Consider the following 26,215-nt stretch of genomic DNA (forward strand, 5'->3'; position numbering starts at 1 on the left):
GAAAAATGGTACTACGAATTTGTAGTACACCGCTGGTCACGCTTCCCGCAGTCGCAGCGCCAGCCCGGAGGCCCGCACCACCCGGCGGCCCAGCGCCGCCCGCACCGAAGCCTCCGACCCCACCACCCGGACCTTCGTCTTGGCCCGGGTCACCGCGGTGTAGAACAGCTCCCGGGTCAACAGCCGCGACTCGACGGGCGGCATCAGCACGGTCACCTCGCCGGCCTGGCTGCCCTGGCTCTTGTGGATCGTCATCGCATACATGGTCTCGACCTCGGCGAGCCGGCTGGTGGCGAACTCCAGTGGCCCGGACGCCGTGGAGATCACCGCGCGCAGGCCCTCATTGCGGACCACCACGGCCCCGGTGTCGCCGTTGCGCAGCCCTAACCCGTAGTCATTGGCGGTCACCAGCAACGGGCGTCCGGCATACCACTCGGTCCACATCGGGTCACCGGTCTGCTCGGCCACCCACCGGCGGATCTGCTGGTTCCAGTGCCGCACCCCGTGCACGCCCTCCCGGTGCGCACACAGCAACCGGTGCTCGTCCAGCGTCGCCGCCGCTGCGGTGGCGTCACCGAACAGCGCCGCCTGGCGCACCGCCAACGCGTGGGGCACCACCAGCGCCGCCAACCGCTGCGCCACGTCGGCCGTGTGGTCGGTGTCGATCCACTCCACGTGCTCGCCGCCGGCGGCCAGCAGCGCGATCGCGGTATCGGCATCACCGTCGCGGATCGCCACCGCCAGCGCCCCGATCGACTCGCCGAAGCGGTGCGACGTCCGCAGCGTGGCCACCCGGGTGTCCGGCCGCGCCGCCAGCCCGTCCACCAGATCGGCCAGCACCGCACCGGCTTCCACCGACGCCAGCTGGTCGGCGTCGCCCACCAGAATCAGCCGGGCATCCGGGCGCATCGCCTCCAGCAGCCGGGCCATCAACGTCAGCGACACCATCGACGTCTCGTCGACGACGATCACATCGTGCGGCAGCCGGTTGGCCCGATCGTGGCGGAACCGCACCGAGCTGTCCGGCCGCGACCCCAACAGCGTGTGCAACGTGGTGGCGCCCAATCCGGCCAGTCGCGCCTGATCCACCGGATCCAACGCGGCCACCTCCACGGCGACCGCCTCGGTCAGCCGGGCCGCGGCCTTGCCGGTCGGGGCGGCCAACGCGATCCGCAGCCCGGGCGTGCCGGACCGCTCGGCATGCTCGGCCAACAGTGCCAACAGTCGCGCCACCGTCGTCGTCTTGCCGGTGCCCGGACCGCCGGTGAGCACCGTGACCGGCTGCGACAACGCGATTTCGGCGGCCGCACGCTGCTCATCGAACTCGCCGGGCGGAAACAGTCGCTCAAAGGCGGGCAGTTCCGCCGGCACCGTCCCGGGCGCCGACAACGCCAACAGGTCCGCGCAGACCTGCTGCTCCTCGCGCCAATACCGGTCGAGGTAGAGCAGCCCGCCAGCAGGGATGTCATAGACCCTCAGCACCTGCTCCTGCACCAGCCGGCTGCCCCGCACCGCCGCCAACCAAGCACCCGGCGCCGGCCAGGACACGTCCGCGCCGTCGGTGTCGGCGGCCACCGATGACAGATCCAGGCACACCGATCCGTGCCGCAGCGCCCGCACGGTCAGCGCCAGCGCCAAGGCGACCGTCTCGTCGGGTTCGCCGGCCAATGCGGTGATGCGTTGGGCCGCATGCACATCGGCGGCATCCAATACGCCTGCCTGATTGAAGTCCCGAAGCAGTCCGGTGGCTCGGGAGGCCACTCGCCACTCCAACAGCTCGCTCATGCCGCCCGCCTTGCGTGCAACAGGTCCGACAACGCGACCACCAGCGCCGTCGGCGGCCGCCAGTCGAACACCCCGGCACGGTGCCCGTCGATGACCGGGGTGTCCGGCCCGCACATGCCGCGCACGAACAGATACAGCACGCCGCCCAGATGCTGCTCGGGGTCGTAACCGGGCAGCCGCCAGCGCAGGAAGCGGTGCAGCACCGCGGTATACAACAGCGCCTGCAACGGGTAATCCGAATGCAGCATCGCCGCGGTGAGCCGGTCGAACCCGTAGTCGGCGGCGGTGTCGCCCAGCCGGTTGGTCTTGTAGTCGACCACCACAAAGCGCTGTTGCCGAACCCGCAGCACCACATCGATCGACCCGGACAGATATCCGCGCAGCGGCTGGCCGCCCAGTGCTTCGGTGGCCAGCCGGTCGGCATACGGGGCGAACGGGTCGTCAGCCGGCAGATGCTCGCGCAACAGCGTCCCCACCTCGGCCAGCCGCAGGTCCGGCGCCACCCCCCGAACATCCCCTCCGGCCAATGGAATCTCGAAATCCAACTCCCGCAACCGGTCTCGGTTGCCGATGTCGCGCAGCGTCAGCCCACCGGCCAGCGGCCCCAGCGGGGTGTCGTGCATCGGCACCAGTGCCGCGGCCAATACGGCCGGCTCGGCGTCGACCGACCACCAGGCGGCGTGCAGGCTTACCTGGGCTTCCAGCTCGGCCGCCAGGTCGGCGGCGAACGGATCGGCGGTCTCCAACACCGCGTGCACCAACGAACCGAACGCCGCCCCCGCCGGCAACTCGGCCATCGGCGAGACCAGATCCGCGCCGTCCGGCGGCGCCGCCACCGCCACGGGCACGTCGTCGGCCTCGTCGTCGCGGGCGGTCAGCTCCGGCTCGCTGTGCACCCCGGACGCCGCGCCCGCCACATCTGCCACGCCTTCGGAGGCATGCCGGATCAGCCCCGAATACGACGTGCGCCGCCAGCCGGTGTCGATGTGGCGGTGGAAGTGCCGTGCTTCCAAGCCATCCGGAGGCTGTGCCGAGGCGACCGGGGCCAGCGGGGCGATCACCGACTCCTCGATGACCAGACCGCCGGCGGCCTCCCACTCCCGAAAGCAGCTCAGCGCTTCGTCGTCGGACGGCTTGGGCTCGCAGCGATCCGGTACCGGCGCCTCGCCACGGCACCGGCCCCGCAGCAACCGGGACAGGCCGCCGTTGGGTTCGTCGTAGGACGCCGCCCACCACGCCACCACCTGCGACTGCGCGCGGGTCAACGCCACATAGGCGAGCCGAATGTCATTGCGGGCGGCCTCGGCCACGCTCAACCGCTGCACCTCGTTGTGGTCGGAACTGTTCGGGCCGCCGACGTGCCGGCAACGCACACCGGCTTCGTGGTAGAGCGGGATGGCCTCGTCGAACATGTGCCGGTTGAACGCGAACGGCAGGTACACGATCGGAAACTGCAAGCCCTTGGAGCCCCACACCGTCAGGATCTGCACGGCGGCCGCGTCGGAGTCGAGCCGGCGATTGTGCTGCCCGCCACCGTTTCTTTCCGTGCACTGACGGCGCAACCAATCCCGCAACGCCGGCAGGCCCAACCGGTCGCGGTGCGCGGCCTCATGTAGCAGCTGCGCCACATGCGCCAGATCAGTCATGGTGCGTTCCCCGCCGTACTCGCCGAGCAACCGGCGCTTGAGGCCGGCCAACTGCGCCGCCTCGAACACCGCCGCCGGCCCGTGCAGACGCAGTTCATCGGACCAGTCCCGCAACGTGGACGCCACCTGGTCGGTCAACGTGTCACCACCGTCGGCCAGGGTAGCGGCGGTATGGCCGAAGAACACCGTCGCCGCGGCGGCCCGCACCAGCCCGGCGCGATGCGTTGCCTCGAACGCCTCCAAAAGACACAACCAGTCGGCGGCCGCGGCCGAGGAGAACACGTCGGCGTCGCCGGTGAACACCGCGGGAATCCCCGCCCGCAGCAAGGCTTCTTGGCAGGCGGCCGCGTCCTTGCTGTTCTCCACGATCACCGCCACATCGCCGGGGCTGATCGCACGGCCGTCGAAAGTCGCGCCGCTGGCCCACAAGGCGGCGACGTCGGCGGCCAGATCATCGGGGATATGGCGGCGCAGCTTGGTCATCGGGACGACACGATCGGCGCTGACACCGAAGGTCGCGCGGCCGACCACCCGCAGCCGCAACGGCGCGGTGCTGGGCGCACCGGCCAGCCGGGTTCCGCTGACCGCGGCTTCGACATCGTGGACCACGATCTGCGGATCGCCCAGCGCCGCACCGCCCATCACCGTCTGCAGCGCCTCGACCAGTGCGGAGTCGCTGCGCCAGTTCACCGCCAGGGTGCGCTGCTGCCCAGCGGTGCGGGCCGCCTGCAGATAGGTGTAGATGTCGCCGCCGCGGAACCCGTAGATCGCCTGCTTGGGGTCGCCGATCAGCACCACCGCCGAATGCCCGACGAAGCCGCGTTCGATCACCTGCCACTGGATGGGGTCAGTGTCCTGGAACTCGTCGACCATCACGATCGGCCAGCGCTGCCGCATCCGTTCGCGGGCCGGCGAGTCTTCGGGCTCCAAGGCGCCGGCCAGCCGGCGCAACAGGTCGTCATAGCCCAGCACGCCGAGCTGGCGTTTGCGCAACTCCAATTCGGTGCAGACCGCATCGACGAATCTCAGCCGCACCTCGGCCACCGAGTCGGGTTCGGGATCCTGCGGGCGCAGCTGGGCATACGGGTCGGAGACCACCTGCCGCGCGAGTTCCAGCGCGTCGGCGTAGCTCAGCGCCACCTCGTCGCGCTGGGTACCGAACTTCGCCAGGTACAGGTCGTCGACGACCCGGATCACCAGGTCGTCAAGGCTTTCCACCAACTCGACCCCGGCGCTGGTGTCACCGGCGATGCCCAGTGACTTCAGCACCAGATGACAGAACTGATGCGTGGTGGCGATGGTCGCGGCGTCGAATCCGGCCAGCGCATCACGCAGCCGGCGCCGGCTCAGCTCCCGCTCGTCGGCGCTACCGGCGCACAGATGCGCGACAAGATCATTGGGTTCCTGTGCGCACATGCCGTCCAGGGCGGCCAATGTCTCCACCAGTTGGCGACGCACCCGGTCACGCAGCTCCCGGGTGGCGGCGCGGCTGAAGGTGATCAACAACATCTCGTCCAGGGTGGCGTGACCCTCGGCCAGGTAGCGGGTCACCAGACCGGCCAGCGTGAACGTCTTACCGGTGCCGGCGCTGGCCTCCAGCACCGTGGTGGTGCCGCGGGCCGGCAGCGGGCCCAGCAGATCGAAGCGTTCCATCAGCGCATCCGCCGTTCCGCGCGCAGCAGCGGCAGCCACAGCCGGGCGGCCAGCGCGCCCAGGCGGGTGTCCTCACCGTCGAACTCCTCGCCCGGGCGTGGTGGGGCCTGCAGCACGTCAAACGGCGCGTGCGGTCCCCACACCCGCACGCTGGCGGGTTCGGCGTCCTCACCGGGATAGCGCTGGGTGGCCCATTTACTGCTCGCATACGACACCGGGTCGCGCCCGGCGTGACGCTTCTCTGCCCATGCGAACGACGTCTTGATCGGCAGTGGCAGCGGTTCGCGCCGCCCCATGTCATAGAGCCACACCAGCTCCCGCAATGTTTCGACCGGGTTGGGTGGCGGCCCGAGCACCCGCTGCCGGACGCGCTCGCCGCCGCGGTCGCGGCCGATGCAGCGGGCGGTCCACTCGACGTCCGGACGCTGGGCGGCCAACGCCACCAGCGGAATCCAGGCCTGCAACAGATGGGTGTCCCGCAGTTTGGAGTAGTTGACCGACACCGTGGTGGCATCGAACACCGGGGTGACGGTACCGGTCAGCCGGCGCCCACCTCCGAGATCCAGATCGATGTCAAAAGTCGCCGGAGCGCCTTGGCGATGCTCCAAGGCCGCGGCCGCCAGGTACATGACCCGGTCCCGGATCTGTTTGGCGGTGCGCCAGCCCAGTTGCCCGGGTGGCAGGCTGCCGCGCCGCCACTCAGCCGCGATGGCATTGGCCGGGTCGGTGCCCAGCAGCATGTCGTGCAGCATTCGGTTGCCCACCGCCCACTCGCCCAGCGCGTCGATCTCGACCGGCATACCGTCTTCGACCTCGTCGACCTCCCACGGCAGGGTGTAGTTCAGCGCACTGAAAAAGCCCTTGACCGGGTCCTTGAAGAACTTGAGCAGGTCGACGAGCGCGACGTCTGCCGGCGGCGGTGCGGGAAGCGGGTCGGTGATGAACTCTCGCGCGGCACAACGGATTCCGGCGGCGGTTCTGGCGGCCAGCGGCACGGTCGGGTCGAAGGTGAACGGCACATCGGGGATCAGCCGGCCGGGTTCGACGTTCTTGACGTCGAACGGCTGCAGCGGATGCTCCACAACAAGCTGCGCGCGCACCGGTTCGGGGGTGGTCTGATCCAGCGCATCGAGCAACTCGGCCAACGGGACGGCGGGCGGGCGGGGGTGGCCGCTGTGTTCGTCGGCGCCGGTGTAGGTGATCACCAGCTTGTCGGTGGCCGCGGTGATCGCATCCAGCAGCAATTGCCGGTCCTCGGAACGGATGTCACGTTCCCCGGTCATCGGGCGCCGCGCCAGCACGTCGTCGCCGTCGGGCAGGTTCAGCCGGGGGAACACTCCGTCGTCCACGCCCAGCAGGCACACCACCCGGTGTGGCACCGACCGCATCGGCACCATGGTGCACACCGTCAGCGTTCCGGTGCGGAAGTTGGCCCGGGTCGGCCGCCCGGCCAGATGCCCGGCCATCAGCACGCGCACATCGGGTAGCCGCAGGGCGGTGTCGCTGCGGGCCGCGGCGTCGTCGAGCACCTGCGCCAACTCCCGTTGCAGATGCGCGCTCTGCCAGGCATCAGCGCCGGCATCGGCCAGCTCGGCGACCCCGTCGCGCAGCGCGGTGATCCACTCCGCCAGCGGGCGCGTGCCCTCCAACTTCTCGACCGCCGACTGCAACCGGGCCACGAACTCGGCCAGTTTCCCGGCCAGCTCCACCTGACTGCTGCCGACGTCGTCGAGGGGGAGCGCGGTGCCCAGCCAGGCCTGCGAATCATCGGACATCGCCACCCCGGTCAAGATGCGGTCCAGGCCGAATCTCCAGGTGTTGTGCACGATGTGCGACAGCCCGTAGCGCTCGCGGGTGTGTGGGTCAAAACCCCAGCGGATGTTGGCGGTACGCACCCAGGTGGTGATCTGGGCCAGATCGTTGTCGGTGAAGCCGAACCGCGCCCGTACCGGGTCGGCGTGGGCGAGGTTGAGCACGGCGGTGGCGGTGGCGCGGCTGCCGGCGATCTCCAGCAGTTCGGCGGCCACCGCGAGCAGCGGATTGGTCTGGGTCAGTGCCCTGTCGGCGAGCTGCACCCGCAACCGATGCGCCGGGTGGGTGTCGCCGGCGAGCTCGCCCAGACCGAAATCGGCGACGATCAACGGCGCATAGGTTTCGATGTCGGGGCACATCACCACGATGTCGCGGGGCTCCAGCGTCGGATCGTCGTGCAGCAGCCCCAGCAGGACTTCGCGTAGCACGTCGACCTGCCGCGCCGGGCTGTGGCAGCTGTGCACCTGCACCGAGCGGTCTGATGCGGCGTGGCGGCGGCCCGTTGGGCGCAGCGCATTGGCGCCCAGATCGGATTGCAGCCAACCCAAGAGCGTGTCCGGCCGCGTTGCGGCATCGAGGAATTCATCACTGTCGGGCGCGGCGGGCAGGCCGCGTTGCAGCTCACGCAGATCGCGGCCCAGCGTCTCCAGCAGCGGATGGTGGGCGTGGTGGCGGGTGTCGTCCTCGGTGCGCGGTACGACGCCGTGCACGTCGCCGAGCGAGCGCCACAGCGCGTCGGAGGGATGCGGCAACCACAGGTGCAGGTCGTGATGAGTGGCCAGCGCGTCCAGCAACTCGATGTCGGTGCACGCCAACCGGGTGTGCCCGAACAACGACAGCCGGGCCGGCAGTGTGTCGGTCGGCGCCTGGCGCAGACGCGCGACGGTATCGCGGTGCCGAACGGGTGGGGGATCGATACCGATGGCGGCCACCAACGCCCGCCACAGCGGCGGCTGCCAGGCCAGGTCCTCATGCAATTCACCGGTCGCACCGGCGTTCCAGTCGACCAGCAACTGCGGGCGCTGCCGGGCATAGGAGGCGAACAGTCCGGCCAGCCGGCGCGCCACCGCATAGCGCCGGCCGCGCCGCAGCTCACCTTCTCCGCTGGAGTCGGCGTGGCCCAAATGCGTTGCCAGCGTGGCGCACCAGGGCTCGGCCAGGTTCGCGTCGATCACCGCCAACAGCGGCCAGGTCATGGCATCCGGGGACCACGGATCGTCGTCGCCGGCGCCGGTGATCTCGGCGATGAGCGAGATCGGGTTGCGAAACTCCACGCCCGCGCAGACCCCGTCGCCGCCGGGACCGGCACCCAACACATGCGACAGACGTTGGGACAGCCAGCGCTCGACCCCGCGCGCCGGCACCAGCACCAGCTCCTGGGCGAACGGGTCGGCCGGCGGCGTCGCCAACAGTGCACCGAGGCCGTCGGCGAGGACGTCGGTGCGCTCGGCGCGGTGCAGGTGCAGTCCCATCGCGGCCACCATAAACCGCGGCCCCGACGCGTGGGCTGAACCATCGGCCGTCCGCGTTCGTGATGCCTCACATGAGGATCTACACGTTGGTACTGGCCGCTGTCGCCGCACTGGTTGTCGGGCTGGCCGCCTCACCGGCCGCCACCGCCGCAGATGACCGGTTGCAGTTCACCACCACGACCATTGACGGGACCCCCTTCAACGGCGCCAGCCTGCAGGGCAAACCCGTAGTGCTGTGGTTCTGGCGGCCGAGTTGTCCGTTCTGCAACGCCGAAGCGCCGTCGGTGAGCCAAGTCGCGGCCGCCAACCCCCGGGTGACCTTCGTCGGAGTCGCGGGCCGCTCCGATGTGGCGTCGATGCAGGCCTTCGTCGCCAAGTACCACCTGAACTTCACCAACCTCAACGACGCCGACGGCTCGATCTGGACCCGATTCGGAGTGCCGTGGCAGCCCGCCTACGTATTCGAGCGCTCCGACGGCACCTCGACCTTCGTGAACAACCCCACCTCGGCGATGTCGCAACAGGAGTTGTCCGACCGGGTCGCGGCGCTGACCTAGGTGAACCAGAACCTGCCCGCGCTGGCCTTCGCCGCAGGGTTGGTGGCGGCCCTGAATCCGTGCGGGTTCGCGCTGTTGCCCGCCTACCTGGCATTGGTGGTGCGTGGCGAGCGGACCGGCGGGCGGCAGGCGGTGGGCCGCGCGCTGGCGGCCACCGCGGCGATGACCCTGGGCTTTCTGGCGGTGTTCGGCGTCTTCGGGCTGCTCACCGTCACGGCGGCCGCACGGGCGCAGCGCTACCTGCCCTATGCCACGGTGGTGATCGGGGTGGTGCTGGTGGCCCTTGGGTTTTGGCTGCTGGCGGGCGGCCGACTCGCGGTTGGATCGTTCGGCGGACGATGGGCGCCCACCGCCCGGATCGGGTCGATGCTCGGCTACGGGGTGGGCTACGCGTGCGCGTCGCTGGGCTGCACGATCGGCCCGTTCCTGGCGGTCACCGGGGCGGCCTTGCGCGGTGGCCGCGACGCGGTGACGGTCTATCTGGCATATGCGGCCGGGTTCGGCCTACTGGTCGGGGTGCTCGCGATCGCGGTGGCGCTGGCCCGCTCCGCGCTGATCGCCAAGATACGGCGAATCACCCGCTACGCGAGCCGGATCAGCGGGGCACTGCTGGTGGCCGTGGGACTCTACGTCGGCTACTACGGCTACTACGAAGTTCGCCTGTTCCAGGGCGACGCCAGCGTGGGCGATCCGGTGCTGGCCGCGGCGGGACGGCTCCAGGGCACGCTCGCCGGGTGGGTGCACCAGCACGGCGCCTGGCCGTGGCTGGCGGTGTTGGCGATCGTCCTGGTGGGAGCCCTGTTACGTGCTCGCCGCCCCGGTCGTTGACACCCCGCCCGCCGGTCACCCTCGTAGGCTGGAAACCGTGAAAGCGGTCAGTTGCAGCAACAGCGAACTCGAGCTCGTCGAACTACCTACCCCCGTCCCGGCCAGAGGCCAGCTCCTCATCGACGTGCTGCGGTGCGGTATCTGCGGATCTGATCTGCACGCACGCCAGCACTGCGACGAGGTCGCCGATGTCATGGCCGCGACCGGATACGACGGCTTCATGCGCTCGGATCAGCAGGTGGTGCTCGGGCACGAAGTCTGCGGCGAAGTACTCGACCACGGTCCCCGTACTCGAAAGGCGCCGCGCCCCGGCACCCGAGTAGTCGCACTACCGCTGTTGCGGCGCGGTGACGCTGTCCATGCGATCGGGTTGTCGGAATCGGCGCCGGGCGGCTACGCCGAGCAGATGCTCGTCGAGCAGTCGCTGACCCTGCCCATTCCCAACGGCCTGTCGGTGGACGCGGCCGCACTCACCGAACCGATGGCGGTCGCCTGGCATGCCGTGCGACGCGGCGAGGTGCGCAAGCGCGACGTGGCGATCGTGATCGGCTGCGGACCGATCGGCCTGGCGGTGGTGTGCATGCTCAAAGCCCGCGGTGTGCGCACGGTGATCGCCAGCGACTTCTCGCCCGGCCGCCGCGCGCTGGCCACCCGATGCGGCGCCGACATCGTCGTCGACCCGGCACACGATTCGCCCTATGCCGCGGCCGCGGGCCACGGCCACCTGGAGAACGCGCCGGATGCGCTGGGCTTGGCGGTGGGCACCGTCGAAAAGCTGTACAAGGCACGGTTGCCCTGGTGGCATGTCTGGCGGGCCGCCGAAGCCGTCGGCGCCGCCACACCCAACCGCCCGGTGATCTTCGAGTGCGTCGGGGTGCCCGGTGTCATCGACGGCATCATCGCCGGCGCGCCCCTGTTCTCCCGGGTGGTCGTGGTCGGCGTCTGCATGGGAACCGACGCGATCCGGCCGGCGATCGCGATCAACAAGGAAGCCGACCTTCGGTTCGTATTGGGATACACACCAATGGAATTCCGAGACACCCTGCACATGATCGCCGAGGGGAAGGTCGACGTCTCGCCGTTGATCACCGGCACCGTCGGACTGGGCGGGGTGGCGAACGCGTTCGACGCGCTGGCGGACCCGGCCCGGCATGCCAAGGTTCTGATCGATCCCAAAAGCCCGGTGCTGGCGGTCCAGGGGTGACGGCGGGCATCAAGCGCATCGCGATCAGCACTGGTGGCGGTGACGCACCAGGTCTCAACGCCGTCGTCTACGCCGCCACCCTGGCCGCCCAAAGACGAGGCTGGGACGTGGTCGGGATCCGCGACGGCTACAACGGGCTGCTGCTGGGCGACGACTATCCCGATGGCGGTCTGATCGAGCTGAACCGTAACCGGGTGCGCGGCATCATCCACCAGGGCGGCACCATCTTGGGCAGCACCAACCGCGGCAACCCGATCGCCTACCCGGTGCAGCAGCCCGACGGCAGCTGGAGCGAACAGGACCGCACCGACGAGCTGCTCGAGCGCTTCGCAGAGCACGAGATCGATGCGTTGATCACCATCGGGGGCGACGGGTCCCTGGCGATCGGCCACCACCTGCACCAGGCTGGGCTGCGGCTGGTCGGGGTGCCCAAGACCATCGACAACGACCTGGAGGGCACCGCGGCGACGTTCGGTTTCGACAGTGCGGTCGATTTCGCCTCCGAGTGCATCGATCGGTTGTTTCCCACCGCGACCTCGCACAGCCGGATCATCGTGGTGGAGGTGATGGGCCGCTACGCCGGCTGGATCGCGCTGCATGCCGGGCTGGCGTCCGGGGTGCACGCCATCTTGCTTCCGGAGATCCCGTATCGGCTCGAGCCGGTGGCCGAGCTGATCAACCAACGCGCGCAACGTGGTTCGACCTACTCCATTATCTGCGTGGCCGAAGGCGCCAAGCCGGTAGGCGGCGAGCTCACCGTGGCGGGCAAGGCGGTGGGTCAGGCCGAACGCCTGGGCGGCGTGGGCGCCAAGGTTGCCGCTGAACTCGAGGCGCTCACCGGGCGCGAGTCGCGTGCCGTGGTGCTGGGGCATCTGTTACGCGGCGGTTCGCCGTCGTCGGTGGACCGGCTGCTGGGGCTGCGGTTCGGCGCTGCGGCGGTGCGGGCCCTCGACGAGGGGCGCAGCGGGGTGATGGTGGCGCTCAACCCGCCGACGGTGGATTACGTGCCGTTGGCCGAAGCTACCCGCCGACAGAAAACCGTTCCAGTGGAATGTGATTCGATCGAGACCGCGCGCGATCTCGGGATCAGGTTCGGCGACGAGAGCCTGCACGATGACTGAGGCGCCACGCCATCGCGGCGACTACGGCATCGACGGATCGTTTCACCGGGTCTCGCTGGGCGGGCAGCTCGCCGCTTTGGCGATCGGGTCCGCCGCGCTGGCGATCTACGGCGGCATCGCCCTGGCCCGCGGTCCACTGTGGCCCGGCGCGGCGGCGTTGGTCCTCGACGCCGCCGTCCTGACCCAGGTCGGGCTGTATTGGCATGCGACGCGGGCCGGCAAGTTCAAGGTGTGGGACGACGTACTCGATGGGCTGCGCCTGCGCGGCGACGAAACCGTGCTCGACATGGGATGCGGTCGAGGTGCGGTGTTGTGCGCCGCGGCCAAGCGGCTGCCCGACGGCCGTGCGATCGGAGTCGACCTGTGGCAGGCCGATCAGACCGACAACTCAGCTGATGCCACCCGGGCCAACGCCGCCCTGGAAGGCGTCGCCGACCGGATCGAGGTGAGCACCGGCGACATGACCGCGCTGCCGCTGCCCGACGCCAGCGTCGACCTGGTGGTGTCCAACCTGGCGATCCACAACATCGGGTCTCGCGAGGGCCGCCGGCGTGCGCTGGCGGAGGCGGCCCGGGTGCTGCGGCCCGGAGGCCGGTTGGCCATCGCCGATCTGTGGGAGATCCGCCGCCACGCCGCCCAACTGCGTGAAATGGGTTGGCGTGACGTGACATGGCGCAACCTGGGCTGGCGAATGTGGTACGGCGGGCCGTGGACTTCGACCCGGCTGGTCACCGCGACGAAGCCGGGCTGAGCGCCGGGATCGGTCACGTCCGTCTCAGGCGTCACGCGGGAGCGGGGGTGTGGTGTGTGCCCGGCTCCGAGCGACAAGCGACGTTATGTCAGGCCGTGGCGGGGTGCTGGTGGAGAATCGCGCCTCGGCGAGCGCAATGCGAGTTGACATAACCGGCGTTGTCGCTCAGAGGCGGGCGCATGCCCACATCCTCCGTGCTGTGACTGGTGGGTATGTGACGGGTGGGTCTGTGGCAGGTGGGTCTGTGACGGATGGGCCTGTGACGGGTGGGTCTGTGACGGTGGGTCTGTGGCAGGTGGGGCAGTGCGCTATCGGACTCAGTACGCGACGGTAAACCCGTGCCGCAGCACCAGATCCGCGGTCACCTCCGGGCGCTCCGCGAGCGGCCAGCACTCCACCGCGAATGCACCGACATCGAAGAACGCATAGTTGACCGAAGTCTCCGGGGTGGTGCGCGAACGATAGACGATCGCATCCGGGCATTCGTCGGGCTCGGGCCACCAGCGCCGCACGGCATCTGCCAGGTGCTGGCAGGTGGCCCACACCGCGTCGTGCTGGCCGGTGCTGATCTGGTCGTCGACGCCCAGGGCATCCAGGTTGCGCTCGGTGCGCAGATCGAGCACCCGCAGGTGTCGGGCGGCGGACAGCCGCACCAGATGGTGGCGGGCGTGATCGCCGGGGATCATCAATCCGGTCAGTCGGTAGCGTTCCCGGAACGCGCCGACGAGATCGGTCGCCGCGTAGCGGGTGCGAAACCCGCCGGACGGGGGATCGAAGCGATAGCGCGGCTGACCGAAGCCGCCCCAGGTCCACTGGCCGGGGGGCTCGGCGTCGAGTCGCCACAGCTGTGAGCCGGCGGCGATGCGCCGGCGGCGCAGCCCGCTGGGCCGGGCATCGGGCAGCGGTGCCCGATAGCCGGCCGGGAGTTCAGGCACCGAGCGAGGTGAGCAGTCGACGCGCGGCGGGCGCCGTCTCGCCGTGGCGCAGCGCCTCGGCGATCGAGAAACCGCCCAGTTCGTCATGGGTGAGCCGCATGATGCGGTCCGCGGCCAGCGGGTCGGTGGTGAACCGGCCCAGCAGCTCCAGGATCTCGGTCAGCTCCGGGCGCAGCCGGGCGTCATCGAATTGCCAGGCCGGAAACCAGGTCTGGTTGCCGATGGCCGCGCCGATGAGCTTGCCGCGGCTGCGCAGCCGGTGCACCGCCTGCGGTGTGCCCAACCGCAGGAGGTCTTGGACCTTCGGCGTGGGCAGCGCCCCGGCGACGAAGTCGTCGACGAGGGCAGCGCGGCGCTGGTCGTTCAGGGCGTGGGCGGCGATACGCTCCAACGTGCCCTGAGGGGCGGTGGGCGCCTCCAGGAGCGCGTCGAGGACAAGGGCGAACCCGGCGTCGGTGCGGGCGCGTTCGGCGACCTGGCGGGCGATCGGGGCGACGGCGGTGGGCATGCGCCCATGCTACCCGCCGCTGCCCGAGATTGAAACAATCGAAACAATTATTCGGGGGCGGACCGGTGCCGGCGCCGCAGCGCTCGCCAGCCCAGTGCGCCGGCCACCAGCGCGACGATCGCGCCCAGCAGCGGCCAAACACCCAGCGCGTCGACCTGATCGGCCAGCCAGGACTGCACCGCACCCGCGGCACCGACCACCGGATCATGAGCGTCGCCCTCGGCGAAGTACAACCGGATCTCGTAGTAGCCGTAATAGCTGACGTACAGCCCGGTGAGCAACACGATCACCCCGGCGACGCGTCCCACATACGGCAGCACGCGCCGCAACGCGGAGCTGGCGGCAGAACCCGCCACCGCCACCGCCAGCGCCGCAACGCCGACGGTGATGCTCATGCCCACGGCATAGGCGATGAACGCCAGCACGCCCGCCACCGTCGAACCCTGCCGAAACGTGGTGCTGATCACCGCCAGAAACGGAGCGATCGTGCAGGACAGTGACGCCATGGCGTAGCCGACGCCGTAGCCGTACATCGACCCCAGCCGTGCCGTGGGTATCCCGCCCGCCCTACCGGGCAGCAACAGCGGGATCTCGCGGCCGGCCAACAACCAGACGCCCGTGGACAGCAGCGCCACGCCGATCACCACAGTGGCGAACGGCAGATACTTCTGTGCCGAAGCGATCAACGGCGAGACAGCCAATCCGAAGATCCCGAACACCGTCAGAAATCCGGTGGCCATCACCATGGTCGCCAGCGCTGCCCGGGCCAGGGCGACCGGTCGTGAGGTGTCTCGGCTGGTGGCGATAACCAGGCCCAGATAGCCGGGAAGAAACGCGAAACCACACGGGTTCAGCGCCGCCACCAGCCCGGCCCCCAGGGCAAAACTGAGTGCGGCGGTGTCGATCACGAACCGGTCAGGGCCTGTAGGCGCCTGTTCAGCTCGGCCTCGGCCAGCGAGCCCGTCACCACTTCGACGTGCCCGTCGGGCTTGATGAAGGCGTACGCCGGCTGCCGGGTGACCCCGAACCGGGCCCACACCGCCGCGTCGGTGTCGGCCAACTCGGTGAACTCGTCGACGCCGTACCTGTCGACGAACGCCCGTAACGCGTCCGGCCGGTCCTGCGCGCCCACGCCGACGAAGGTCACCTTGGGGTGTGCGGCGGCCAGTCGAGCGACCATCGGTGCATCCCGTTGGCACAGCGGACACCACGGCGCCCAGAACCACAACACGGCCGGTCTGCCGACCAGGCTCGCACCGGAAAATGGTCGGCCATCGAGGGTTTGGGCGGCGAAATCAAGTTGGGTGTTCTCGGCCCGGGTTTGCGATCCGCAGCCGAAGAGCAGCACCGCTATCGCCGCTACAGCCATGAGCAGTACGACCGATTGGCGACGCCCAGAGGCCTTGTCTTGCGGCATACCGGCGAGTATGCCACCGCAACCTGCGGGGCTAAGGTGCTGCCATGGCACGCGGACGCCTGGAGCACACTGCCGTCATCGCTGCGCCGCCCGAGACCGTCGCGGCGTTTCTGGCCGATCTGGTCAACTACGAAGCCGTGCACCCGATGCTGGTGCACGTCCGCCAGGTTCCCGGCGGCGCCGACGGCGTCACCCGATACCTGGCTCCGCATCGTATGCGCCTCTACGGAATACCGATCCGGTTCACCTGCCGGGTGGACCTGCGCACCAGCGCGCCCGGCGAGATCCGCACCCACACCCGGCAGCGGCCCGGCATCGAGATGTGGTCCACCATGACGGTGCACCCGCACGGTGGGGGCACCAGACTGCACGAACTGGTCGACATCAGCGCCCCACGGTTGTTGATGAAGACCGTGCTGCGCGACGGCGGCAGCTCGCACGCCGCGATGTGGGACAACCTGCGTAGCTATTTCGAACAGTGACCGAGGCGGGCATGCTGGATGCCATGAACCGAAGCCAGATCACCGAGCAGATCATCGCCGCCCGCCTCGCCAAGGGACTGACCTGGCAGGAGCTGGCCGACGCAATCGACAAGCCGGTCGTGTGGACCACCTCGGCACTGCTGGGCTCACATCCCATTCCCGCCGAAGCGGCCAAGACCCTCGCGAGCCTGCTCGGACTGGACCCCGAGGTGGTGCCGGTACTGGCCGCGGTACCGATGCGCGGCGGGCTCACTGGACCGCCCACCGACCCGACCATCTACCGGCTTTATGAAGCGGTGGGCGTGTACGGCCCGGCGATCAAAGAGCTGATTCACGAGCAGTTCGGCGACGGCATCATGAGCGCCATCAACTTCAGCATGGACATCGAGCGCAAGCCCCATCCGGGCGGCGACCGAGTGGTGATCACTTTCGACGGTAAATTCCTTCCCTACGAATGGAATTCAGCGGACTGAGCGCCGGTCGATGGCTACTCGTCGAGCCCGCGACACCGACCCGCTGACCGCCGACCTGGTGCTGTCCGGCGGGGGAGTGCGCTTCATCGGGCTGGTCGGAGCGGTGGTCGCCCTGATGGAGGCCGGCTACTCGGTACAGCGCATCTCCGGGGTGTCCGGCGGTTCGGTGGTGGGCACGATTCTGGCCGCCGCGGCCCAGGGCGACCAGCTGACGGCGGCGCAGGTCAAAGACCTGGCGCTGTCGGTACCGCTGCACACCTGGCGCGACGCGGGGCCGATCCCGCTGGTCGGACCGGTGTGGGGGTTCCTGCGCGACAACGCCCTCTATCGCGGCGACGTCGCCTACGAGTGGATCCGCAGCGAGCTGGCGAACCTGGGAGTGCGCACCTGGGGAGATCTGGGCTACCACGCCGACAACCTGCTGCCCGAGCGGCGCTACCGCGCCGTGGTCACCGTCACCGACGTGACGACCGGGCAGCTGGCGCGGCTGCCGTGGGACTACCGGCGGCTCTATGGGCTCGATCCCGATGAGCAGTCCGTCGCCGACGCGGTGCGCGCTTCGATGGCGGTGCCCTTCTTCTACCGCCCGGTGACGCTGACCAGCGCCAGCGGGCTGCGATCCACCCTGGTCGACGGTGGGGTGCTGTCGAACTTCCCGATCTACACCTTCGACCGGCTCGACGGCCGAGCACCGTTGTGGCCCACGTTCGGGGTCACGGTCGTCCCGGAGATATCCGACGGGATCGGTGCCATGGTTCCGGTGCTGCGGCCGCTGCGACTGTTCGGGCAGTCACTGCTGCTGGAGAACCTGATCAGCACCATGCTGGTCGGCCACGACCAGACTTACCTGAACCAGCCGTGGGTCAGTGTGCGGGCCATCAAGGTCAACTCCACCGACGTCAGCGTGCTGGACTTCGACATCTCCCGGGAGCGGCTGGAGAAGCTCTACGACAACGGCTACGCCGCGGCCAGCGAGTTCCTGTCGAGCTGGGACTGGCCGGCTTACCTGCAGCGGTTTCGGGCGTCGCACTACCCCAGCACGGGCGCAGCCGAGGACACCGCCGAAAGCGACTGAAGCCCGGATCCGTGCGGTGGGCTCAGCTGCGATGCTTGCCTAACTCCGCGCTGGGGTCGCCGAGCCGCACCGTGATGTCGGTGCTGCCGGACGCCTCCAGTTGCTCGCGACCGCGAAGGCGGTCCTGGATCTCACGCGCCGCACCGTTGATCCGCTCGATCTCGCCGCGGAACACGTCCGGGCGGGTCTCCTTGCTGGCGTAGTGGAAGTAACTGAGCAGACTGCGCAGCAGCTCCAGTTTCTGCTTCTCGCGCTTGGCCAGGTCGTGGGTGGTCATCAACTCGACCCGCCGCACCGGGGGCAGGTCACCCCAGTCGAGGACCACCTTGTTCTCGTACCGAGGCTGCTTGCCCCGCCGCCCGAACCAGCCCTTGGGCTCGTCGGGGCTGTCGGCGTAGCTGATCGTCCCGGTGAACCGCGACTCGATGCCCTCGCCGAGCTCGGCTCGGTCGATCGCGGAGTCCCACACCGTTCGCCATTCCTGGTTCGGCGCCAGCACCGTCAGTTCTTCGGGCAGTTGCAGCGCCACGACGTCGGCGTAGCCGTCCGAGGCGGTTTCGTAGCGGGCCACCGTCGGTGGCTGGTCGAACGCGAACCGGATGTCGTAGGCCGCGGTCTTGCCGAAGTTGCGGACCACCAGCTCGATGACGTGCCAATCGGCGGCGTGCGGCTCCATGAACATCGCCACGTGCGGCCGGGTCTGTTCGGCGGCCAACCGGCGGTTGCGCTGCAGTTGACGGTTCAAATAGAACAGCGCCAGCACGGTGATCCCGATGGCCAGCCAGGCGGCCCAGGCCAGCCAGGCATCCGCGCCCGCGTGGGCGACGTCATACAAGCGGTCCTCAACTGATCCCATCAGCCATCCCCTCATCCGCCCATCAGCATGCGCCACCGGTCCAGGCTTCCGGCGCTGAATACGTAGTTGGATCGCTTCACTTCCGACAGCGCGGCGCTCGGGTCGGCCGAATACCAGTGCCCGGGGAACACGGTCGGGTCACCCGGCAACGCGGCCAGCTGCTGCAGGCTGCGGTACATCTCGTCGGAGTCGCCGCCCGGAAAGTCGGTGCGGCCGCAGCCCTCCAGGAAGAGAGTGTCGCCGGCCACCAGCCGGCCATCGAGCAGGAAGCATTGGCTGCCCGGCGTGTGGCCGGGGGTGTGCAGCAGCTCGATGTCGATGGCGCCGACGCTGACCTTGTCGCCGTGTTCGTGCGAGGTCAGATCCGACAGCGGAATTTCGGTGACCCGCGAAACCCATTGTGCTTCATGGGCATTCACGTGTACCGGCACGCTGGCCCGTTCCAGCAGCTCGGCCAGCCCCTTGAGTTCGAAACCCATCATCTTGCCGCCGACGTGATCGGGGTGGTGATGGGTGACCAGGACGCCCGACAGGTGCATCCCGTCGGCCTCGAGCGCGTCGAGCAGATCGCCGGCGGCATAGGCCGGGTCGACCACCACGGCGTCGCCGGTCTCGCGGTCGCCGATCAGGTAGGCGAAGTTGCGCATCTGCGCAGCGATCGGGTCGCCGGCCGCGAAATCGCGTCCGGAGAGCAGCTGGCGGAAGTACAGCCGGTCGGAATCGGGCACGCCCTTCAGCCTAAAGCAGCGGGGGCCGGTCGATTGCGAGCGCGGCGAAGCCGGGCGATGCAGGTCGCCGCCAAGCGGGCCGGGCCTGCCCTGACACAGGTTCTGTCGTCGCGGTTTGGTGACCTCGTGGCCGAGGTTGTAACCTTCTACAGGCTTGCAGCGCCCGAAAGGGTTGCTGTGGGTGACCGCCCCCTTAGCTCAGTCGGCAGAGCGTTTCCATGGTAAGGAAAAGGTCAACGGTTCGATTCCGTTAGGGGGCTCGGTGGACGCCAGTCGGTGCGCCGACTAGCGCCGATCGGGGCGGTGTAGCTCAGCTGGTTAGAGCGCACGACTCATAATCGTGAGGTCGGGAGATCGAGCCTCCCCACCGCTACTGCAAGCAATTCGACATGTGAAGAAGGACGACAGACGTGGCCTCCAGTACTGATGTGCGGCCGAAGATCACCTTGGCCTGTGAGGTGTGCAAGCACCGCAACTACATCACCAAGAAGAACCGCCGTAACGACCCCGACCGGCTGGAGCTGAAGAAATTCTGCCCCAACTGCGGCAAGCACGAGTCGCACCGCGAATCTCGCTAAGCAGGCCGAGCCATGTCGTTGGCCGACCGCCTCGCTGGGGCGCACTATCGCTATCCCGACCACTACGACGTGGAACGGGAGAAAATCCGCGAGTACGCCCGTGCGGTCAAGGCGGTGGACCCCGCCAGCCTGGACCTGCGAGCGGCAGCGGATCTCGGTTACGACGGGCTGGTGGCCTCGCTGACCTTCATCTCGGTGTTCGGGCACATGGCCATTTCGGGTTTCTTCGAGCATTGCGGTGTCACCACCGACGACGCTCAGATCGTCCAGGTCGACCAGAAGATCGAGTTTCACCAAGCGATCAAGGAAGGTGACCGGCTGTTTTGCGACGTGTCGGTCGAATCCGTTCGCCGCGCACACGGCACCGACATCATCGTCACTCAACAGGTGGTCACCAACCACGCCGGCGAGATCGTGCAGAAGACATATACGACACTGGCGGGCCGCGCCGGCGAGGGAGATAAGGGTTTCACCGATGGCGTTGCGTGAGTTCAGTTCGGTCAAGGTCGGCGACCAGCTGCCCGAGCGGGTCATCCCGCTGTCGCGGCAGGATCTGGTCAACTACGCGGGCGTGTCCGGCGACCTGAACCCGATTCACTGGGACGACGAGATCGCCCAGCAGGTGGGCCTGGACACCGCTATCGCCCACGGCATGCTGACCATGGGCCTCGGCGGCGGCTACGTCACGGCGTGGGTGGGGGACCCGGGCGCCGTGACCGAGTACAACGTGCGTTTCACCTCTGTGGTGCCGGTGCCCAACGATGGCAAGGGTGCGGAGATCACCTTCAGCGGCCGGGTGAAGTCTGTCGACGCCGAGTCGAAGACGGTGACCATTGCGCTCACCGCCACCACTGGGGGCAAGAAGATCTTCGGGCGGGCGGTCGCGTCCGCGAAGCTGGCTTAGAGGAACGCGCTGCGATGGCGATCAAGACTGACATCAGGGGGATGATCTGGCGTTACCCGGAGTCGTTCGTGGTGGGCCGCGAGAAGATTCGCGAGTTCGCCCGGTCCATCAAGGCCGAGGATCCCGCCTACTACGACGAGGCGGAAGCCGCCAAGCTGGGCCACGACTCGCTGCTGGCACCGCCGACGTTTGTGGCGATTCTGGCGAAGCTGGTGCAGTCCGATTTCTTCCGTCACGTCGACACCGGCTACACCACCATGCAAATGGTCCAGGTGGACCAGGGCTTCAAATACCTCAAGCCGATCAAGGCCGGCGACACCCTGTACGCCCGGATGGAGATCGCCTCGGTAGTGGAGCGTTTCGGTGCCGACATCGTCACCACCCGCAATATCTTGACCAACCAGGACGGTGATGTGGTGCTCGAAGCCTTCACCACGATGATGGGTCACGACGGCGATGATTCGGTCAACCTCCGATGGGACGCCGAATCCGGTCAGGTCGTCCGAACAGCCTGATTAGTAACTGGCCGCAGCGGCGAGGTACACTCGGACCTCGGGGTTTTCCCAGCATTAGCGCGCTTTCCGTGAGGCGAACGGGGGGCGCGCGAATTGTGTGAGCCGGAGACGGCGCACGGGTAAGGCTTCCGAACCCGCAGGGTTGGTACGCCAACCGCGAAGGGGCGTAGCTCAACTGGCAGAGCAGCGGTCTCCAAAACCGCAGGTTGCAGGTTCAAGTCCTGTCGCCCCTGCTGACGTGCCATGGTGGACACTGGACACCATGCGCGGTACGGCAATGAGGTAAGCGCGAACAACGAAGGAGCATGCGGTGACCGACGAGCTCGACCGTCCCGACGCCGCAGCCGACGGCGATAGCGATGCCGAATCCGGCAGCAGCAGTCGCACGGCCGTGGTGAGCAGGCAGGTCGGCGACCCGCTGCGGCCCACCGGCAAGCGTTCGCGGCGTCGTGGTGCCGGTGACGGCGGCGACGACGTGGAGTCCACGGCTACCGAATTGGACGCGGAAGACGCCGCGGACGCCGCAAAGGCCAAGAAGAAGGCGAAGAAGAAGGCCGAAGGGCCTTCCCGCAACCCGTTCGTCTTCGTTCTGAATTTCCTCAAGCAGGTCGTCGGCGAACTTCGCAAGGTGATCTGGCCGAACCGCAAGCAGATGGTCACCTACACCGCGGTGGTGCTGGCCTTCCTGGTCTTCATGGTGGCGTTGGTCGCCGGGGCAGACTACGGATTCGCTCGGCTGGTGCTGCTGGTGTTCGGCGAGTGAAGTTATAGGAAGGACTGACAACCGTGACTACCTTCGACGGCGACACGCCCGCGGGCGAGCCGGTCGACGTGGCGGAGGCCGCTGAGGTTCCCGCTGAGGACTCCGCGGTGGAGGCCACCGAGTCCGCCGAGGCTGACGCTCCCGAGGCCACTGAGGCCACCGAGGCGGCCCCGGACGAGCCGGCTGAGGAACTCGACCCCGCGGTGGCGCTGAAAGCCGAACTGCGCTCCAAGCCGGGCGACTGGTACGTCATCCACTCCTACGCCGGGTACGAGAACAAGGTGAAAGCCAACCTCGAGACCCGCGTGCAGAACCTCGATGTCGGCGACTACATCTTCCAGGTGGAAGTGCCCACCGAAGAGGTCACCGAGATCAAGAATGGCCAGCGCAAGCAGGTCAACCGCAAGGTGCTGCCGGGCTACATCCTGGTCCGAATGGACCTGACCGACGACTCCTGGTCTGCGGTGCGCAACACCCCGGGCGTCACCGGATTCGTCGGCGCCACCTCGCGGCCGACCTCGCTGCCGCTGGACGACGTGGTCAAGTTCCTGCTGCCGCAGGGTGCGGCGAAGAAGCAGGCCCGTGGCACGGCGAGCGCCGCGGCGGCCGCCTCCGAGGGCGGTCTGGAGCGGCCGGTCATCGAGGTCGATTACGAGGTTGGCGAGTCGGTCACCGTCATGGACGGTCCGTTCGCCACGCTGCCCGCCTCGATCAGCGAGGTCAACGCCGAGCAGCAGAAGCTCAAGGTGCTGGTGTCCATCTTCGGTCGCGAGACACCAGTGGAACTGGCCTTTAACCAGGTCTCCAAGATTTAGTACGTAGGAAAGGAAACACCCTCTCATGGCCCCGAAGAAGAAGGTCGCCGGGCTGATCAAGCTTCAGATCAAGGCTGGCGAGGCCAACCCCGCGCCGCCGGTCGGACCGGCACTTGGTCAGCACGGCGTGAACATCATGGAGTTCTGCAAGGCGTACAACGCCGCGACGGAAAGCCAGCGCGGCAACGTCATCCCCGTGGAGATCACCGTCTACGAGGACCGCAGCTTCACCTTTGCGCTCAAGACCCCGCCCGCGGCACGGATGTTGCTCAAGGCCGCCGGTATCGCCAAGGGCTCGGCCGAGCCGCACAAGACCAAGGTCGCGAAGGTGACCTGGGACCAGGTGCGCGAGATCGCCGAGACCAAGAAGGCTGACCTCAACGCCAACGACATCGAGGCCGGCGCCAAGATCATCGCCGGAACCGCCCGCTCCATGGGCATCACCGTCGAGTAGTACCCCCACTCGACGAATGTCCTGAGCACGACGAAGCGGGCCGAGGAACGAGGCCCAGCGCAGGAGTGCGAAGGAGTATTCGGAGAGAAACGGAACCGTGGGAGGGCCAGCTTCGGCCCGTCAACCACAACCAACCATTTGAGATTGGATAACCAATGAGCAAGACCAGCAAGGCTTACCGCGCCGCCGCCGAGAAGGTGGACCGCGACAACCTCTACACCCCGTTGCAGGCGGCCAAACTCGCCAAGGAGACGTCCTCGACCAAGCAGGACGCCACCGTCGAGGTCGCCATCCGGCTCGGTGTCGACCCGCGTAAGGCCGACCAGATGGTCCGCGGCACCGTCAACCTGCCGCACGGCACCGGTAAGACCGCCCGCGTCGCGGTGTTCGCGGTCGGCGAGAAGGCCGAGCAGGCTATCGCCGCCGGCGCCGACGTGGTTGGCAGCGACGACCTGATCGAGAAGATCCAGGGCGGGTTCCTCGACTTCGACGCCGCGATCGCCACCCCGGACCAGATGGCCAAGGTCGGCCGCATCGCCCGCGTGCTGGGCCCGCGTGGTCTGATGCCCAACCCGAAGACCGGCACCGTCACCCCCGACGTCGCCAAGGCCGTCTCCGACATCAAGGGCGGCAAGATCAACTTCCGTGTCGACAAGCAGGCCAACCTGCACTTCGTCATCGGCAAGGCGTCTTTCGAAGAGGCCAAGCTGGCGGAGAACTACGGCGCCGCCCTCGACGAGGTGCTGCGGCTCAAGCCGTCGTCGTCCAAGGGCCGCTACCTCAAGAAGGTCACCATTTCGACGACGACCGGCCCCGGCATCCCGGTGGATCCGGCCGTCACCCGCAACTTCGCGGCTGAATAGCACTCAGCGAAAAGCCCCCGCACGCGCTCGCGCGTGACGGGGGCTTTTTTGCTGGCTGGTGGGATCTAGCCGGCCTGCTTGACGTAGCTGACCAGACTGACGTCCAGCGCCTCGTCGGTGAAGTAGTACTCGCAGCCGCGCAGGTACTTCATGTAGCGCTGGTAGACCTCTTCGGACTGGATCGCGACGGCCTCGTCGTGGTGGGCCTCCAATGCGTCGCCCCAGATCCTGAGGGTCTTGATGTAGTGCGGCCGCAGCGAAAGCGCCTCGGGCACAGTGAAACCGGCCTTCTCACCGTGCTCCACCATCATGTTGGTGGTGGGCAGCCGGCCGCCCGGGAAGATCTCGGTCAGGATGAACTTGATGAACCGCGCGGTCTCGAACGTCAGCTTCTTGCCGCGCGCGTTGAGCTCATAGGGGTGGAAGCTCACGCTGCTCTGGATCGTCATCCGGCCGTCGGCCGGCATGATGTCGTAGCTGTTTTTGAAGAAGCTGTCGTAGTTCTCGAAACCGAAGTGCTCGAACGCCTCGATGGAGACGATCCGGTCCACCGGCTCGTGGAACTGCTCCCAGCCCTGCAGCAGGACCTGCCGTGACCGGTCGGTGTCGATGGCGTCCAGCAGGCTCTGCGAGTACGCATGCTGATTCTTCGACAGGGTGAGACCGATGACGTTGACGTCGTACTTCTCGACGGCGCGCTTCATGGTCGCACCCCAGCCACACCCGATATCCAGCAACGTCATGCCGGGCTTCAGGTCCAGCTTGTCGAGGTTCAGGTCGAGCTTGGCCAGTTGGGCTTCTTCCAACGTGGCGTCCGGCGGCTCGAAGTACGCGCAGCTGTACATCCGGGTCGGGTCCTGGAACAGCGCAAAGAAGTCATCGGACAGGTCGTAGTGGGCCTGAATGTTCTCGAATTTCGGACGCATATCTGCGGTCCGGGTCGATTTGTCCACCATTTTTGACTGATTGCCTTCCTGATGAAACCCGCTGTGACCGGACGCGATAACCGCCTTGTCGTCCGTTCCGGTCAACTGTTGCAGCTTAGCGGGTCGGGGGTGAATCGGTTGACGTGAAATGTAGCCAAGCCGGATCCCGCGGCAGGCCGATCCCGACTATTTCTGCAAGGTGTACTGGTGGACGCTGGTGTTTCCGTTGCGGAACAGCTCCACACAGCCATTGAGGTACTTGTCGAAGCGGTCGTAGGCCTCTTGGCCCTGAACCTCGATCGCCCGCTCCTTGTTGGCCGCCAACATCGCCGCCCAGTCCTGCAGGGTGCGTGCGTAGTGGAATCCGATCTCGTCATCCCGGGTCACGGTGAAACCGGCGTCGGCGGCGTACTTGCGGGGCAGCCACGCTGACGGAAGCTGTCCGCCGGGGAAGATCTCCCGCATGATGAACAGGGTGAACTTCGCCAGGCTCATCGTCATCGGGATGCCCTTGGCCTGCGCTTCGTCCTGCCCGCTGATCGCGGTGATGGTGTGCAGCAGCATCCGGCCGTCGTCGGGCAGCGCGTTGTAGGTGATGTCGAAGAAGGCCGGCCAGCGGTCGCGGCCGAAGTGCTCGAACGCCCCGATCGACACGATCCGGTCCACCTTGTCGGTGAACTCCTCCCAGCCCTGCAGGCGCACCTCGACGTTGCGGCTGGTCTCCACCTTGGCCAGCTTGTCGATGGCGTACTGGCGCTGTTCGCCGCTGAGGGTGAGCCCGATGACGTTAACGTCGTACTTCTCCAGCGCCCGCTGCATGCAGGCCCCCCAACCGCAGCCGATGTCGAGCAGCGTCATGCCGGGCTCCAGACCCAGCTTGCCCAGCGCCAAGTCGAACTTGGCGATCTGCGCCTCGTCGCAGGTGGTGTCCTTGTCCGGGTAGAACCCGCAGGTGTAGCCCATGGTCGGACCTAGGAACAGCTCGTAGAACTCATTGGAGATGTCGTAGATCGACTGCAGTTCCTCGTACTTCGGTTCCAGCTTGGGCATGGCTCAGTTCACTCGCGATCTTCTCAAATGGGGGGAGAGTGTGC

The 26,215-nt window shown here is 68.0% G+C and carries 27 protein-coding genes and 3 tRNA genes; 19 read left to right on the forward strand and 11 right to left on the reverse strand.

Features of this window, described 5'->3' with window-relative positions; all coding sequences use genetic code 11:
* Positions 1–36 precede the first annotated feature (36 nt).
* Genes recD through recC form a run of 3 tightly spaced genes read right to left on the reverse strand, consistent with a single transcriptional unit; the run spans position 37 to position 8,368 of the window.
* Positions 37–1,785 (reverse strand): exodeoxyribonuclease V subunit alpha, encoded by a 1,749-nt coding sequence (gene recD / locus N416_RS0104640; protein WP_051190180.1) that lies wholly within the window; start codon positions 1,783–1,785, stop codon positions 37–39.
* Positions 1,782–5,084, reverse strand: a complete 3,303-nt coding sequence (gene recB / locus N416_RS0104645) for an exodeoxyribonuclease V subunit beta (protein ID WP_024440962.1) — start codon at positions 5,082–5,084, stop codon at positions 1,782–1,784. The genes recD and recB overlap by 4 nt, the downstream gene beginning before the upstream one ends.
* Positions 5,084–8,368, reverse strand: a complete 3,285-nt coding sequence (gene recC / locus N416_RS0104650; protein ID WP_024440963.1) for an exodeoxyribonuclease V subunit gamma — start codon at positions 8,366–8,368, stop codon at positions 5,084–5,086. The genes recB and recC overlap by 1 nt, the downstream gene beginning before the upstream one ends.
* Positions 8,369–8,430: 62 nt before the next feature.
* Between recC and N416_RS0104655 the strand changes: the two genes are divergently transcribed.
* From N416_RS0104655 to N416_RS0104675, 5 genes are read left to right on the forward strand one after another with little or no spacing between them, the layout of a single operon-like run.
* Positions 8,431–8,925 (forward strand): protein disulfide oxidoreductase, encoded by a 495-nt coding sequence (locus N416_RS0104655; protein ID WP_125078136.1) that lies wholly within the window; start codon positions 8,431–8,433, stop codon positions 8,923–8,925.
* A complete protein-coding gene (locus N416_RS0104660; RefSeq protein ID WP_024440965.1) occupies positions 8,926–9,753 on the forward strand; it encodes a cytochrome c biogenesis CcdA family protein in 828 nt (275 codons plus the stop codon). It begins immediately after the preceding gene.
* A gap of 37 nt (positions 9,754–9,790) precedes the next feature.
* Positions 9,791–10,957, forward strand: a complete 1,167-nt coding sequence (locus N416_RS0104665) for a zinc-binding dehydrogenase (RefSeq protein ID WP_024440966.1) — start codon at positions 9,791–9,793, stop codon at positions 10,955–10,957.
* Positions 10,954–12,078 carry a 6-phosphofructokinase gene (locus N416_RS0104670; protein ID WP_024440967.1) on the forward strand — a complete coding sequence of 375 codons (1,125 nt, stop codon included), beginning with the start codon at positions 10,954–10,956 and terminating at the stop codon, positions 12,076–12,078. Before N416_RS0104665 ends, N416_RS0104670 begins: the two co-directional genes overlap by 4 nt.
* Positions 12,071–12,829: a class I SAM-dependent methyltransferase gene (locus tag N416_RS0104675; protein ID WP_024440968.1), complete on the forward strand. Its 759-nt coding sequence runs from the start codon at positions 12,071–12,073 to the stop codon at positions 12,827–12,829. Before N416_RS0104670 ends, N416_RS0104675 begins: the two co-directional genes overlap by 8 nt.
* A 317-nt stretch (positions 12,830–13,146) precedes the next feature.
* Here the strand turns inward: N416_RS0104675 and N416_RS0104680 are convergent, their stop codons facing one another.
* The 4 genes from N416_RS0104680 to N416_RS0104695 are packed head-to-tail and all read right to left on the reverse strand — an operon-like array spanning position 13,147 to position 15,689.
* Positions 13,147–13,764, reverse strand: a complete 618-nt coding sequence (locus tag N416_RS0104680) for an RES family NAD+ phosphorylase (RefSeq protein WP_024440969.1) — start codon at positions 13,762–13,764, stop codon at positions 13,147–13,149.
* The gene (locus tag N416_RS0104685; RefSeq protein ID WP_024440970.1) at positions 13,757–14,272 is read right to left on the reverse strand and encodes a hypothetical protein; all 516 of its coding nucleotides are present in this window, start codon (positions 14,270–14,272) and stop codon (positions 13,757–13,759) included. The genes N416_RS0104680 and N416_RS0104685 overlap by 8 nt, the downstream gene beginning before the upstream one ends.
* Before the next feature lie 47 nt (positions 14,273–14,319).
* Positions 14,320–15,180 carry a cytochrome c biogenesis CcdA family protein gene (locus tag N416_RS0104690; RefSeq protein WP_024440971.1) on the reverse strand — a complete coding sequence of 287 codons (861 nt, stop codon included), beginning with the start codon at positions 15,178–15,180 and terminating at the stop codon, positions 14,320–14,322.
* Positions 15,177–15,689: a redoxin domain-containing protein gene (locus tag N416_RS0104695; protein WP_304412331.1), complete on the reverse strand. Its 513-nt coding sequence runs from the start codon at positions 15,687–15,689 to the stop codon at positions 15,177–15,179. Before N416_RS0104695 ends, N416_RS0104690 begins: the two co-directional genes overlap by 4 nt.
* Positions 15,690–15,733: 44 nt before the next feature.
* Between N416_RS0104695 and N416_RS0104700 the strand changes: the two genes are divergently transcribed.
* Genes N416_RS0104700 through N416_RS0104710 form a run of 3 tightly spaced genes read left to right on the forward strand, consistent with a single transcriptional unit; the run spans position 15,734 to position 17,719 of the window.
* Positions 15,734–16,171: an SRPBCC family protein gene (locus N416_RS0104700; protein WP_024440973.1), complete on the forward strand. Its 438-nt coding sequence runs from the start codon at positions 15,734–15,736 to the stop codon at positions 16,169–16,171.
* Positions 16,172–16,182: 11 nt separating this feature from the next.
* Positions 16,183–16,644 (forward strand): cyanase, encoded by a 462-nt coding sequence (gene cynS, locus N416_RS0104705; RefSeq protein ID WP_024440974.1) that lies wholly within the window; start codon positions 16,183–16,185, stop codon positions 16,642–16,644.
* A gap of 10 nt (positions 16,645–16,654) precedes the next feature.
* Positions 16,655–17,719 (forward strand): patatin-like phospholipase family protein, encoded by a 1,065-nt coding sequence (locus tag N416_RS0104710; RefSeq protein WP_024440975.1) that lies wholly within the window; start codon positions 16,655–16,657, stop codon positions 17,717–17,719.
* 22 nt (positions 17,720–17,741) lie between these two features.
* Here N416_RS0104710 and N416_RS0104715 read toward each other — a convergent pair whose 3' ends face one another.
* Together N416_RS0104715 and N416_RS0104720 are read right to left on the reverse strand one after the other, a co-directional pair.
* Positions 17,742–18,575, reverse strand: coding sequence for a hypothetical protein (locus N416_RS0104715; RefSeq protein WP_024440976.1), 834 nt, complete (start codon positions 18,573–18,575; stop codon positions 17,742–17,744).
* A gap of 11 nt (positions 18,576–18,586) precedes the next feature.
* The gene (locus N416_RS0104720; RefSeq protein ID WP_024440977.1) at positions 18,587–19,303 is read right to left on the reverse strand and encodes an MBL fold metallo-hydrolase; all 717 of its coding nucleotides are present in this window, start codon (positions 19,301–19,303) and stop codon (positions 18,587–18,589) included.
* A 187-nt stretch (positions 19,304–19,490) separates the two neighbouring features.
* Between N416_RS0104720 and N416_RS0104725 the strand changes: the two genes are divergently transcribed.
* The 11 genes from N416_RS0104725 (at position 19,491) to rplA (ending at position 24,195) form a co-directional block, all read left to right on the forward strand.
* Positions 19,491–19,563 (forward strand) — tRNA-Thr (locus N416_RS0104725).
* Between the two features lie 39 nt (positions 19,564–19,602).
* Positions 19,603–19,676 (forward strand) — tRNA-Met (locus N416_RS0104730).
* 37 nt (positions 19,677–19,713) lie between these two features.
* Positions 19,714–19,881, forward strand: a complete 168-nt coding sequence (gene rpmG / locus N416_RS0104735) for a 50S ribosomal protein L33 (protein WP_024440978.1) — start codon at positions 19,714–19,716, stop codon at positions 19,879–19,881.
* Between the two features lie 12 nt (positions 19,882–19,893).
* The gene (gene hadA, locus N416_RS0104740) at positions 19,894–20,370 is read left to right on the forward strand and encodes a (3R)-hydroxyacyl-ACP dehydratase subunit HadA (RefSeq protein WP_024440979.1); all 477 of its coding nucleotides are present in this window, start codon (positions 19,894–19,896) and stop codon (positions 20,368–20,370) included.
* Complete coding sequence (gene hadB / locus N416_RS0104745) at positions 20,357–20,785, forward strand: (3R)-hydroxyacyl-ACP dehydratase subunit HadB (protein ID WP_024440980.1); 429 nt, start codon at positions 20,357–20,359, stop codon at positions 20,783–20,785. Before hadA ends, hadB begins: the two co-directional genes overlap by 14 nt.
* Positions 20,786–20,799: 14 nt before the next feature.
* The gene (gene hadC / locus N416_RS0104750; protein ID WP_024440981.1) at positions 20,800–21,300 is read left to right on the forward strand and encodes a (3R)-hydroxyacyl-ACP dehydratase subunit HadC; all 501 of its coding nucleotides are present in this window, start codon (positions 20,800–20,802) and stop codon (positions 21,298–21,300) included.
* Positions 21,301–21,460: 160 nt separating this feature from the next.
* A tRNA-Trp gene (locus N416_RS0104755) sits at positions 21,461–21,533 on the forward strand.
* Positions 21,534–21,610: 77 nt separating this feature from the next.
* On the forward strand, positions 21,611–22,063 hold the full coding sequence (gene secE, locus N416_RS0104760) for a preprotein translocase subunit SecE (RefSeq protein ID WP_024440982.1): 453 nt from the start codon (positions 21,611–21,613) through the stop codon (positions 22,061–22,063).
* A gap of 23 nt (positions 22,064–22,086) precedes the next feature.
* Positions 22,087–22,878: a transcription termination/antitermination protein NusG gene (gene nusG / locus N416_RS0104765; RefSeq protein ID WP_024440983.1), complete on the forward strand. Its 792-nt coding sequence runs from the start codon at positions 22,087–22,089 to the stop codon at positions 22,876–22,878.
* Positions 22,879–22,903: 25 nt separating this feature from the next.
* Entirely contained in the window at positions 22,904–23,332 is a 429-nt protein-coding gene (gene rplK / locus N416_RS0104770; protein ID WP_024440984.1) for a 50S ribosomal protein L11, read from the forward strand.
* 155 nt (positions 23,333–23,487) lie between these two features.
* Positions 23,488–24,195: a 50S ribosomal protein L1 gene (rplA, locus tag N416_RS0104775; protein ID WP_024440985.1), complete on the forward strand. Its 708-nt coding sequence runs from the start codon at positions 23,488–23,490 to the stop codon at positions 24,193–24,195.
* A 65-nt stretch (positions 24,196–24,260) separates the two neighbouring features.
* On the opposite strand, the gene N416_RS0104780 is transcribed toward rplA, so the two are convergent.
* Positions 24,261–25,151 carry a cyclopropane mycolic acid synthase family methyltransferase gene (locus N416_RS0104780; protein WP_024440986.1) on the reverse strand — a complete coding sequence of 297 codons (891 nt, stop codon included), beginning with the start codon at positions 25,149–25,151 and terminating at the stop codon, positions 24,261–24,263.
* A gap of 156 nt (positions 25,152–25,307) precedes the next feature.
* A complete protein-coding gene (locus N416_RS0104785) occupies positions 25,308–26,171 on the reverse strand; it encodes a cyclopropane mycolic acid synthase family methyltransferase (protein ID WP_024440987.1) in 864 nt (287 codons plus the stop codon).
* Positions 26,172–26,215 lie beyond the last annotated feature (44 nt).

This window comes from Mycobacterium sp. UM_WGJ (genome assembly GCF_000455125.1).
GTDB lineage: Bacteria > Actinomycetota > Actinomycetes > Mycobacteriales > Mycobacteriaceae > Mycobacterium.